The sequence below is a fragment of the Stenotrophomonas sp. ESTM1D_MKCIP4_1 genome, assembly GCF_003086895.1.
Taxonomy (GTDB): domain Bacteria; phylum Pseudomonadota; class Gammaproteobacteria; order Xanthomonadales; family Xanthomonadaceae; genus Stenotrophomonas.
The window spans coordinates 569,950-581,096 of record NZ_CP026004.1; the positions used below are offsets into that span (position 1 = coordinate 569,950).

At 67.5% G+C, this 11,147-nt stretch carries 9 protein-coding genes; 3 read left to right on the forward strand and 6 right to left on the reverse strand.

What is annotated here, in order from left to right:
* Nucleotides 1-21: 21 nt before the first annotated feature.
* From C1924_RS02585 to msrB, 4 genes are all read right to left on the reverse strand, one after another.
* Nucleotides 22-1,464 carry a PLP-dependent aminotransferase family protein gene (locus tag C1924_RS02585; protein ID WP_108763949.1) on the reverse strand — a complete coding sequence of 481 codons (1,443 nt, stop codon included), beginning with the start codon at nt 1,462-1,464 and terminating at the stop codon, nt 22-24.
* Between the two features lie 241 nt (nt 1,465-1,705).
* Nucleotides 1,706-2,443: a peptide-methionine (S)-S-oxide reductase MsrA gene (gene msrA, locus C1924_RS02590; protein ID WP_108763950.1), complete on the reverse strand. Its 738-nt coding sequence runs from the start codon at nt 2,441-2,443 to the stop codon at nt 1,706-1,708.
* A 15-nt stretch (nt 2,444-2,458) separates the two neighbouring features.
* Nucleotides 2,459-4,228 carry a cytochrome c biogenesis protein CcdA gene (locus C1924_RS02595; RefSeq protein WP_108763951.1) on the reverse strand — a complete coding sequence of 590 codons (1,770 nt, stop codon included), beginning with the start codon at nt 4,226-4,228 and terminating at the stop codon, nt 2,459-2,461.
* Between the two features lie 2 nt (nt 4,229-4,230).
* Nucleotides 4,231-4,806, reverse strand: coding sequence for a peptide-methionine (R)-S-oxide reductase MsrB (gene msrB, locus C1924_RS02600; protein ID WP_108763952.1), 576 nt, complete (start codon nt 4,804-4,806; stop codon nt 4,231-4,233).
* Nucleotides 4,807-4,950: 144 nt separating this feature from the next.
* On the opposite strand from msrB, the gene C1924_RS02605 reads away from it, so the two are divergent.
* Entirely contained in the window at nt 4,951-5,670 is a 720-nt protein-coding gene (locus tag C1924_RS02605) for a response regulator transcription factor (protein WP_108766942.1), read from the forward strand.
* Nucleotides 5,667-7,139, forward strand: a complete 1,473-nt coding sequence (locus C1924_RS02610; RefSeq protein WP_108763953.1) for a HAMP domain-containing sensor histidine kinase — start codon at nt 5,667-5,669, stop codon at nt 7,137-7,139. Before C1924_RS02605 ends, C1924_RS02610 begins: the two co-directional genes overlap by 4 nt.
* Nucleotides 7,140-7,431: 292 nt before the next feature.
* Here C1924_RS02610 and C1924_RS02615 read toward each other — a convergent pair whose 3' ends face one another.
* Both C1924_RS02615 and queD read right to left on the reverse strand, forming a co-directional pair.
* Complete coding sequence (locus tag C1924_RS02615; protein WP_108766943.1) at nt 7,432-7,785, reverse strand: phasin family protein; 354 nt, start codon at nt 7,783-7,785, stop codon at nt 7,432-7,434.
* A 115-nt stretch (nt 7,786-7,900) separates the two neighbouring features.
* On the reverse strand, nt 7,901-8,263 hold the full coding sequence (gene queD / locus C1924_RS02620) for a 6-carboxytetrahydropterin synthase QueD (RefSeq protein ID WP_108745908.1): 363 nt from the start codon (nt 8,261-8,263) through the stop codon (nt 7,901-7,903).
* Between the two features lie 191 nt (nt 8,264-8,454).
* Between queD and C1924_RS02625 the strand changes: the two genes are divergently transcribed.
* On the forward strand, nt 8,455-11,094 hold the full coding sequence (locus C1924_RS02625; RefSeq protein ID WP_108763954.1) for a TonB-dependent receptor: 2,640 nt from the start codon (nt 8,455-8,457) through the stop codon (nt 11,092-11,094).
* The last annotated feature ends 53 nt before the right edge of the window (nt 11,095-11,147 follow it).

An 11,147-nucleotide genomic window follows, 5' to 3' on the forward strand; every position in this document is an offset into this window, starting at 1 on the left:
GCAGTCGACCAACGGTCGACTCTACCGTGCGGCCAACTCCCGCGCCATCGCACCCAGCCGCTCCACCGCGCTGATGAAACGTGCATCCAGCGCCTGGCAGCACGACAACCGCAGGCAATGCCGGTAGCGCGCGCCGCGCGAATACACCTGGCCCGGCATGAACACGATGTCCTCCTGCAACGCGCGCTCGAACAGCTCGCGGGTGTCGACACCGGGCAGTTCCAGCCACAGCAGAAAGCCACCCTGCGGCTCGGTGGCGCGGGTGCCGGCGGGGAAGTGTTCGGCCACCAGCTGCCGCAGGCGACCCACCTGTTCGCGGTACAGGCGCCGCATGCGATGCAGATGGTGCTCATAGCTGCCGGCTTCCAGATAGGCGGCCACTGCATCACCCAGCAGCTGCGGCTCGCCACCGGTTGACTGGAATTTCAGCAGCGCGATGCGTTCGGCGAAACGCCCACCATCGAGCCAGCCGATGCGGTAATCCGGTGCCAGCGTCTTGGAGAAGCCCCCGACCACCATCACCCAGCCATCGCGGTCAAACGCCTTCAGCAGCGGTGCCGGAGGCTCACTGAACTGCAGCTCGGCATACACCGCATCCTCGATCAGCGGCAGCTGGCGCGCATTGACCAGCTCGGCCAGGCGCTGCTTGGCGGCGACGGGCATGGTGCAGCCCAGCGGATTGTGCACGGTGGGCATCACCACCAGTGCGGCCAGCGGGGTGTGCTCCAGCAGCGCGCCCAGCGCATCTACGTCCAGCCCGTGCTGCGGGTGGGTGGGCAGTTCGATCGCCTGCAGGCCAAGGTTGGCCAGCAAGGGGTACAGGTTGAAGTAGGAGGGCGCTTCGATACCCACGGCCGCTCCGGGCTCGGTGACCGCGCGCAGGGCCAGCTGCAGCGCTTCCATCGCGCCGTGGGTCAGCAGCAGGCGCTCGGCATGGGTGTGCAGGCCCATCCGCGGGCCACGCCGTACGATCTGCGCCAGCAGGCGTGGCGAGCCGTTCGGGCGCGCGTAGGTTTCCACGGTCTGCTGGCCATGGCGCAGCACCTGCGCGGTGTGCCGGGCCAGCTGCGCGCCGGGATAGAACTGCCGCCCGCGTGGACCGGCGAAGGCCAGATCGACCACCCCGGACCGCCGCTGCGCCTCAAGCACGCGAGCCATCAGTGCCTGCTGCAGGGGGGCGGTGGGTGCCGAGGGCGCGTCGCGCAGTGAACGCTGCGGTACCGACAACCGGGGGGCTACCTCGAAGCCGGCCTTCGGCCGCGGCACGACCAGTCCTGCATCTTCCAGCTGCCGGTAGGCCGCGATGACGGTGTTCAGGCTGAGCTGACGCTGGGCGGCCATCTGCCGCAGCGAGGGCAGCCGGCTGCCGACCGGCAGGCGACCGCCCTGGATGGCCTCGGCCAGTTCATCGGACAGGCGCTGGTAGCGCGGCGGAACCGGGGTGGCGGAGGGATCTGTATCCATTGAACTGCCCTGCATCTGCAGCTGTACCCATGATGCTGCCGAGCCTAGCATGGTGCTGCCGGTAGGGCCTGATCGGGGCCCCGCCGATACATTCCAGAACGCACGGCCGCAGGGCCGTGCGTCTTTTTTTGCATGGACGTCAACGAATCCGCGCCAACGATGTCTGGCGTTTCGTAGAGTCGAGCTTGCTCGACTGCATTGCCGGGATAGCCGAGCGTAGGCTCGGCTCTACAAGAGTACGTCAGCGCATCGGCACCAGCGAGGCTTCGCGCCGGTAGAGCGCGGGGAACTGCTTGCCGAAGGCGGCCAGTTTCGGTGCGTCGTAGTAGCGGATGTAGGCCGCCTGCGGGTAGTTGGCCATGTAGTTCTGGTGGTAGCTCTCAGCCGGGTAGAAGCGCTGCCCGCTGGCCACCTGGGTGACGATCGGGCTGCGGTAGCTGCCGGCCCTACCCAGCTGGCTGATGTAGGCGCGGCTGGCGGCCAGTTGCCGGGCGTCATCGCTGAAGATCGCCGAGCGGTACTGGCTGCCGTGATCGGGGCCCTGGTAGTTCAGCTGGGTGGGGTCGTGCACCACCGAGAAGAACACCTGCATCAACTGGCCATAGCTGACCTGGCGCGGATCGTAATCGACCTTGACCGCTTCAGCGTGGCCGGTACGGCCACTGCTGACGCGCTCGTAGCGTGCATCGGCAGCACTGCCACCGGCGTAGCCGGCCACCGCATTGCTCACGCCTTTCACGTGCTGGAACACGCCTTGCACGCCCCAGAAGCAGCCCCCGGCGAACACCACGCTGGCATGGGTGGCGCCATCGTTGAATGCCGCGTCGCCGGTGGGTGCCGGCAATGCCTGCACCTGTGCGCTGGCGACAGCCGGCGCGGCCATCGCGCCGCGGTCCACCAGCAGCACGCCGGCCACCAACGCCGTAGCGACCAGCCCGGCAACACCCACCGCAATGCCTTGTTCAAAGGAGAATTTCATCGTTTCCTCCTGCTCTCAACCAAAGGTGAAGGCATAGGCCTGCACGCCCGCGTCGAGGAACTCGATCTCGAAGCGGTGCGGGCCGACCGCGCCACGCTGGCGTATCAACTGGTACAGACGGTTTTCGTTCACCACGCCGCGGCCTTCTGCATCGACATCACTGCCCGCATCGGTGGCCGGCAGCGGCTTGCCATCCAGCCACACGCGGAAGCGCACCGGCTTGCCCTCCCGGGTGGGCGCCAGCACCAGATGCAGGTCGCGGGCATGGAACTGGAACGCGATGCGACCCCCGGCCTGCTGCAGCTGCGCGGCTTCATCGGTGATGGTCCAGTGCCCGGACAGACCCCACTGGTTCAAGGCCAGGCTGGGCGGCAGGGCGTAGTCAAAGGAGGCATCGGTACGCTGGCCGCCCGCTGAGGCGAAGTGCTCGGCACGCGCGTGGCCCAGGTAGGTTTCCGGCGAGCGCAGATTGCCCATGTCAGCCTGCGTGGCCACGCCCTGCAGGTCGGCTGCCGCCGGGTCGGCCGGGGGCGGCAGAGCGGTCTGGCCGGCTTCTGTCAGCAGGCGGCGGATCACCTGTTCGGAATGCGCATAGTTTCCTTCACCGAACTGGTGGGCGCGGATGTTGCCCTGTGCATCGACGAAATACTGCGCTGGCCAGTACTGGTTGTTGAATGCACGCCAGATCGAATACTGGTTGTCCAGCGCCACCGGGTAGGCGACCTTCAGTTGCTGCACGGCCTTCATCACGTTGCGCGGGTCGCGCTCGAAGGCGAATTCCGGTGTGTGCACACCGATCACCACCAGGCCATGGTCGCGGTAGCGGTGTTCCCACTCGTGCACGAAGGGCATCGCACGCAGGCAGTTGATGCAGGAGTACGTCCAGAAATCGATCAGCACGACCTTGCCGCGCAGCTGCTCGGCTTTCAGCGGCGGGCTGTTGAGCCAGCCGGTGGCGCCGTCCAGCGTCGGCAGGGTGCCTTCCACCGGCAGCGGCGTATCGGCGGCCGTGTTCGCACCGGCCATCATCATCATCGGCGGTGCAGCGGGCTGGGCACCGGGCATGGCGTCGAGCAGGCCCTGTTCGATACGTGCGGTGCTCACCGAGGACAGGCGGGTCAGCAGGCCGGTATCCCAGCCCATGCCGATCGCCACCACCGCCAGCAGTGCGGCCACACCCAGCACCTTGCGCAGCACGTCACCCAGGCCCAGGCGCGCCTTCAGGGCGTTGAACACGCGCCCCCCGATCCACACCGCCAGTGCGAGGGCAGTGGCCGCGCCCAGCGCATAGGCCAGCAGCAGCGCACTGGTGCCGACGCTGGCACCGTGCAGCGCGGCACCGGTCAGCACCAGGCCCAGGATCGGCCCAGCACACGGCGCCCACAGCAGACCCGTGGCAATGCCGATCAGCAGCGAGGTCCACGCCCCGCCGCGGCCAGCGTCATCGGCGGCATCGGCGCGCGCACTCAGCCGCGCACCTGCGCGCTGGAACGGCGCCAGCAGGTGGTCGGCCAGGCGCGGCAACAGCAATGCCAGGGCGAACACCGCCATCAGCACTAGGGCCACCCAGCGGCCGATCTGGTTGGCCTGGGCCACCCACTGGCTGCCGACGGCGGCCAGGCTGGCGACGACGGCGAAGGTCAACGCCATGCCCAGCAGCAGTGGCAGGGTACTGCGCAGGAACGGGCGGTTGGCCCGTGCGAACACGAAGGGCAGCACCGGCAGGATGCACGGGCTGAGCAGGGTCAGAACGCCGCCCAGGTAGGCCAGCAGCAGCAGCAGCATCATCAGGCTCCAGAAACAGGGGAAGAACCCAGCGGCACGCGCCAGCCACCGTTGCTGTCCTGCTGCGCCGCGCCGGGCTGGAACAGCAGCGCGACACCGTTCATGCAGTAACGCAGGCCGGTCGGGCGTGGGCCATCGTTGAAGACATGGCCGAGGTGGCCACCACAGCGGCTGCAGTGCGCCTCCACCCGCAACATGCCGAAGGTGGTGTCACGGTCTTCGCCGACGGCGCCATGCAGCGGCGCCCAGAAACTGGGCCAGCCGGTGCCGCTCTCGAACTTGGTGGATGAGGAAAACAGCGGCTGCTGGCAGCCGGCACAGGCGAACGTGCCCTGTCGATGTTCCTTGTCCAGCGGGCTGCTGCCGGCGCGTTCGGTGGCCTGCTGGCGCAGCACCGCGTACTGCGCTGGGGTCAGCAGCCGGCGCCACTCGGCGTCGCTGTGCATCAGCGGAAATTGACGCGCCGGGCGCGCCTCGGCGGCGGCCGTGGCGGCACGGCTGCACGCGCCCAGGCCGAGCACGCCAGCGGCGGTGGCAAGACCGCCCAGGCCCAGCAGGTGGCGGCGGGTAAGGGACATGGCGTACTCCGGGAAGGGGCGACGGGGCCATGCTGCGCCTGCCCGGGTCAACGAATCCTCACGCAGGATTCAATTTTTCGTGAGGTATCGATGGCCAAGCCGCGCCACAATGCGTGCAGCCTCCCCACTGGCCACGAGCTGCCGATGTCCGCAAAACGCGTCCTGATCGTCGAAGACGATGCCCACATTGCCGACCTGCTGCGCATGCACCTGGGCGACGAGGGCTACCTCGTCGCGCACGCCGCCACCGGCGATGCCGGCCTGCGCCTGCTGGAACAGGACGGCCCGTGGGATGCGCTGGTGCTGGACGTGATGCTGCCCGGCGTGGATGGGCTGCAGATCTGCCAGCGCGCCCGTGCCATGGCGCGCTACGTGCCGATCATCATCATCAGCGCACGCGGCAGTGAAACCCAGCGCATCGTCGGCCTGGAACTGGGCGCGGATGACTACCTGGCCAAGCCCTTCTCGATGCCCGAACTGGTCGCGCGCGTGCGTGCGCTGCTGCGCCGTGCCGAAGCGATGGCGCAGAACGCGCGCATCGATGCCGGTGCCGTGGAAGTCGGTGGGCTGCAGCTGGACCCGGTGGCGCGCACGGCGTCGGTCGATGGCAATGCCCTGGAACTCACCCCGCGTGAATTCGACCTGCTGCTGTTCTTCGCCCGCCACCGCGACCAGGTGTTCGCGCGGATGGAACTGCTGAACCAGGTCTGGGGCTATCAGCACGATGGCTACGAGCACACCGTCAACACCCACATCAACCGCCTGCGCAGCAAGATCGAAGTCGACCCGGCCAACCCGCGGCGGCTGCTGACGGTGTGGGGGCGCGGCTACAAGCTGGTCGATCCAGCCGGGGCGGCAGCATGATCACGCCCAACCTGTGGCAGAAGCTGGCGGCGGTGATCGCCGCGCTGATGCTGATGTGCTGCATGGCGCTGCTGGCGCTGCAGATGCACGCCAACACCCGCCACGAACAGGAAGTGGTGCAGCGCCTGTCGCTGGGCCTGGCAGAACACATCGCCCAGCGCAGCGAGCTGATGGACACCAGCGGCATGCGCGATACCGCCGTGCGCGCGCTGTTCGGCCAGTTGATGGCGGTCAATCCCAGCGTGGAGGTCTATCTGCTGGACGACCAGGGGCGCATCCTCGGCCACGATGCGCCCAGCGGGCACCTGCTGCGCGACCGCGTCGACCTGGGCCCGCTGCGCCGCTTGCTGGCGGGTGCGCCGCTGCCGATCCTGGGTGACGACCCGCGCAGCACCGCCGGGCGCAAGGTATTCAGCGTGGCGCCGCTGGTGGTGCAGGGCCACCCGGCCGGCTACGTCTACGTGGTGCTGGTGGGTGAACACCGGCAGATGCTGGCCGACGATCTGGCCGCCAGCAACCAGTGGAACACCACCCTGTGGTCGGTGCTGCTGGTGGGCAGCCTGGGCCTGTTGGCCGGGCTGGTGGCGTTCTACTGGGTCACCCGGCCGCTGCGCCGGCTGACCCGGCGCATCCAGGCCTTCGATATCGATGCACCCACGCCCTTGCCGGCGCCGGTGCCCCTGCGCAGCGGCGAGCGCGATGAACTGAAGATCCTCGAGCATGCCCATGCGCAGATGGCGCAGCGGCTGGGCGAGCAATGGCAGCAGCTGCGCCAGCAGGACCTGCAGCGCCGCGAACTGGTGGCCAACATCTCCCATGACCTGCGCACGCCGCTGTCATCGCTGCATGGCTACCTGGAAACGCTGGCATTGAAGGAAGCCACGCTGTCGCCGGACGAACGCCGCCGCTACCTGGGCATCGCCCTGGCGCAGAGTGCGAAGGTGGGCCGCCTGGCCCGCGCGCTGTTCGAGCTGGCACGGCTGGAACACGGCGAAGTGCGGCTGGAGTGGGAGGTGTTCGCGCTGCCGGAACTGCTGCAGGACGTACTGCAGAAGTTCGAGCTGGCGGCACAGGCGCGTGGCCAGCATCTGCAGGCCGATTTCCCGCCGGGGCTGCCGCTGGTACGCGCCGACCTTGGCCTGGTCGAGCGGGTGCTGACCAACCTGCTGGACAACGCACTGCGCCATGCGCCCGACGGCGGCCAGGTGCGGGTGCAGCTGCGCGCCCTCGAAGGCAGCGTGGAAGTGAGCGTGGCCGACGATGGCCCCGGCGTGGCCCCGGCACTGCGCGCGCAGCTGTTCCAGGCGCCGGCAGCGCTGGGTGCGCGGCGGGGTGAGAACGGTGGCCTGGGCCTGTTGATCGTGCAGCGCATCGTGCAGTTGCATGGGCGGCGCATTGAACTGCGGCCGAGCGAGACGGGGGCCTTGTTTGTGTTCGCCCTGCCGCGTGCGGACAACGCACCCACCTGACCGAGCCGCAGTGGTAGATCCACGCCATGCGTGGATGCTGTTCGCGCAGATCGCAACCATCCAGTAGATCCACGCCATGCGTGGATGCACTTCACGTAAATCGCAACCATCCAGTAGATCCACGCCATGCGTGGATGCTGTTCGCGCAGATCGCAACCATCCAGTAGATCCACGCCATGCGTGGATGCACTTCACGTAAATCGCAGGCAAAAAAAGACCCGGCAGAGGGAGGGATCTGCCGGGTCCGGATTGCATGGGGGGAGGGACCCATGCAATGAGCGTGGGCGTGACGTCAGTGGCTGTTGCCGGTGGCGTCCGCCGTTGTGTGTGTCTGGCCCTGCACCAGCTCGGACCAGGCGCGACCCGCCTGCAGGCCGAGGTCGACGATGTCCTGCTGGGCCTGGCCCATCCGCTGCAGGTTGTCCTGCCACAGCTGTGCACCCTTGGGCAGCAACCCGGCCGGATCCTCGCTGCGGGCCAGTTCGCCCAGCCAGCCGCCGGTTGCGGTCAGGTTGCGTTCCAGCGCCTTCAACTGCACGCCGAACATGCTTTCGGCGTTTTCCAGTGCCAGCCGGTTCGCACGCGTTGCCGCCGCCGCCAGTTGGCGGGTGGCATCACTGAAACGATCGGCGAAGGCGGTGGCCATGGCGGCATCGAAAGCGGTTGATGCAATGCAGCATACGCCGATCATGCCGCATTGCAACAAAAATCATGAAGGCGCCCGAGGCGCCTTCATGAATCCTTTCAGATCAATGGGTTGATCAGGCGGTCGGGCCGCGGTAACGGCAGCCGGAGGTGCAGGTTTCGTGCACGGTGATCTCGCTCAGCGCGGGCAGTACCGGCTTCAGTTCGTTCCAGATCCACACCGCCAGATTCTCGCTGGTCGGATTCTCCAGGCCGGGGATGTCGTTGAGGTAGTGGTGGTCCAGGCGGTCGTAGATCGGCTGGAAGGCTGCTTTGACATCGCCGAAATCCATGATCCAACCGGTCTGCGCGCCCGGTTCGCCCTCCACCTTCAGTTCCACCCGGAACGAATGGCCGTGCAGGCGCGCGCACTTGTGGCCCGGCGGCACGTTGGGCAGGCGGTGGGCCGCCTCGAGCATGAAGACTTTGAAGATTTCCATGGCGCGATTGTACGCCGGCCCTGCCGCCGCCACCGTCCCGGATGTTCGGTTTCCGCAACTCAATTCTTTCCATCCGGATGAAGAGATGTTAGCTTCTCTTATATCCGTATGAAGAGATGTTATTGGTCGCGCCAGACCTGGCATGGATTACTGCGGAACTTCCGTCGTCCACTACCACCCCCCACATCGTCATGCCCCAGCACACCCTGCTCGTGGCGGCCCTGGCCGTCGCTCTGGCCGCGCCTTTGTCCGCCGCCGCCGAAACCACCACCGATGCCAGCGGTGAAGCCAGCACGCTGGCCGCCGTGCGCGTTACCGGTTCCAACATCAAGCGCACTGATACCGAAGCCTCCAACCCGGTGCAGGTGATCGGCCGCCAGCAGCTGGAGCAGACCGGCAAGGCCACCGTCGCCGACCTGCTGCGCTCGATCTCGGCCAACACCGGCAACGCCAACAACGAAACCACCAACAATGGCTGGGCGTCCGGCTCGGCCGGTATCGGCCTGCGCGGTCTCTCGCAGAAGAACACGCTGGTGCTGCTCAACGGCCGCCGCCTGGCCAACTACGGCTTCCCGGCCGGCGGGCTGTCGGACACCTTCGTCGACCTCAATGCGCTGCCGCTGGTCGCCGTCGAGCGTATCGAAGTGCTCAAGGATGGCGCCTCGGCCGTGTACGGTTCCGACGCGGTGGCCGGCGTGGTCAACATCATCACCCGGCAGAACTTCCAGGGCGCCGAGATCGGCGGCAGCTTCGGTGGTGCCGACCAGGGCGGCCTGCACGAACAGAACCTGAAGTTCGTCGGTGGCCTGGGTGACCTGGATACCGATGGCTACAACATCCTCTTCAGCCTGCAGGGCTACAACCGCGAGCGCCTGGACCAGGACGAGCGCAACCTGACCAAGAGCGGCATCTACAGCGACCAGCCCGGCGGCCGCTGGAACGGCTGGTCGGCCAAGGGCGCGCGCTACCTCGTCAACGGCGTATCGGTGCCGATGCTCGACGCCGACGGCAACTGCCCCACCGGCACCACCCGCGTGGCCAGCGCCCCCATCGACGGTCTGGCCGGCGATACCTGCGGCTACAACCAGGCGCCGTACACCACACTGATTCCCTCGACCAAGCGCTACCAGGCCTATGCCAACGGCACGTTCCGCCTGGGTGAGAACGTCGAAGCATTCGGCGAAGTGCTGTACAGCCAGATCAAGAGCGCCGCCTGGTTCGGCAGCAGCCCGTTCTTCACCCTGGAAAGCGGCCGCTTCGCGCTGAACGCCGAAACCGGGCTGGCCGAACCGGTGTCGTCCAACCTGCCGTCCAGCAGCCCGTACAACCCCTACGGCCGTGCAGTGCCGATCGAGTACACCTTCTTCGACCTCGGCGGCACCATCAAGACCAACCGCTCCACCGCTTACCGCGGCGTGGTCGGTCTGCGCGGCAGCACCGCCGCCTGGGATTGGGAAGTGGCCGCGTTCGGCGCACGCAGCAGCGAGCGCGAAACCGTCTCCGGTGGCTTCGCCAACCGCTGGGCGCTGGCCGATGCACTGGCCAGCGGCAGCTACAACCTGCTCGACCCCTCGGCCACCCCGCAGTCGGTGATCGATGCGATCAACATCTCCACCCTGCGCCCGGCCGAATCGGTGCTGCAGGGGGTGGATGCGAAGATTTCCGGCACCCTGGGCCATAGCTGGGCCGGCGACATCGGCTTCGCCGCCGGTGCCGAATGGCGCCGCGAGAAGCTCGATTCCAACAATCCCTGGCAGATCGACGCGGGCCTGCAGGTGCGCCCGGCCATCGCCGAAGTGCACGGCGAGCGCAAGGTCAGCGCCGCTTATGCAGAAGTGAACGTGCCGCTCGCTTCGCGCCTGGAACTGTCGGCGGCCGCGCGTGCCGACCATTACGACGACTTCGGCGATGCGTTCTCGCCCAAGCTCGGCCTGCGCTGGCAGCCGCTGGATTTCCTGCTGGTGCGGGCCTCGGCGTCGAAGGGCTTCCGCGCGCCGTCGCTCTCGGAAAATTCCAACAGCACCAGCATCGCCTACGGCAGCGTGGTCGATCCGCGTGATCCGGACGTGCCGGGTTCGCGGCAGAACCCGACCTTCTTCACCGTCGGCAACAGCGACCTCAAGCCCGAGCGCACCAGGAGCGTGAACTTCGGCGTGGTGCTTTCGCCCTGGGCCAACACCAACCTGAGCGTGGACTACTACCGCATCCAGCTGGACAACCTGGTCGGTACCAACAACACCCAGACCCTGGTCAACGACAACGTCGCCGGCGCTGTGCAGCGCGATGAACGCGGCAAGCTGCTGGCGGTGTTCAACCGCTACCAGAACCTCAGCGAGCTGAAGACCTCGGGCATTGATGTCGAGCTGCGCCAGCGCATCCCGACTGCCGCGCTTGGCGACTTCACCCTCTCCTCGGCCTACACCCACGTACGTGACTACCGTCGTCCCACCGTGGTCGGCGGCCCGCTGGTGGACTACGCCGGCAGCAACCTTGGCGCCACCCTGCCGAAGAACAAGGCGACCACGACGCTGGACTGGACCTTCCGCGACTTCACCGCCGCCGTCACCTGGTACTACACCAGTGGCTACGACCAGAAGGCCAGTACCGCCGCTGCGGCCGTGCAGGACCGCGTCGATGCGTACAACCAGTTCGACCTCTATCTGGCCTACGCGGGCATCGACAAGCTGACCGTGTACGCCAAGGTGCAGAACCTGGCCGACAAGACGCCGCCGTACGACGCCTCGTTCCCGGGCATCCGCGCGCCGTACGACTTCAGCCAGTACGACCTGCGCGGGCGCTACTTCACGCTGGGCTTCGATTACCGCTTCTGATCCACCCGCCGCGGCCAGCCACCGGTGTGGCTGGCCGCGTTGCCGCTGTCCTG

Coding starts and splice junctions, on each gene's coding strand:
- C1924_RS02585 (WP_108763949.1), bottom strand. CDS start 1,464: ATGGATACAGATCCCTCCGCCACCCCGGTTCCGCCGCGCTACCAGCGC.
- msrA (WP_108763950.1), bottom strand. CDS start 2,443: ATGAAATTCTCCTTTGAACAAGGCATTGCGGTGGGTGTTGCCGGGCTG.
- C1924_RS02595 (WP_108763951.1), bottom strand. CDS start 4,228: ATGCTGCTGCTGCTGCTGGCCTACCTGGGCGGCGTTCTGACCCTGCTC.
- msrB (WP_108763952.1), bottom strand. CDS start 4,806: ATGTCCCTTACCCGCCGCCACCTGCTGGGCCTGGGCGGTCTTGCCACC.
- C1924_RS02605 (WP_108766942.1), top strand. CDS start 4,951: ATGTCCGCAAAACGCGTCCTGATCGTCGAAGACGATGCCCACATTGCC.
- C1924_RS02610 (WP_108763953.1), top strand. CDS start 5,667: ATGATCACGCCCAACCTGTGGCAGAAGCTGGCGGCGGTGATCGCCGCG.
- C1924_RS02615 (WP_108766943.1), bottom strand. CDS start 7,785: ATGGCCACCGCCTTCGCCGATCGTTTCAGTGATGCCACCCGCCAACTG.
- queD (WP_108745908.1), bottom strand. CDS start 8,263: ATGGAAATCTTCAAAGTCTTCATGCTCGAGGCGGCCCACCGCCTGCCC.
- C1924_RS02625 (WP_108763954.1), top strand. CDS start 8,455: ATGCCCCAGCACACCCTGCTCGTGGCGGCCCTGGCCGTCGCTCTGGCC.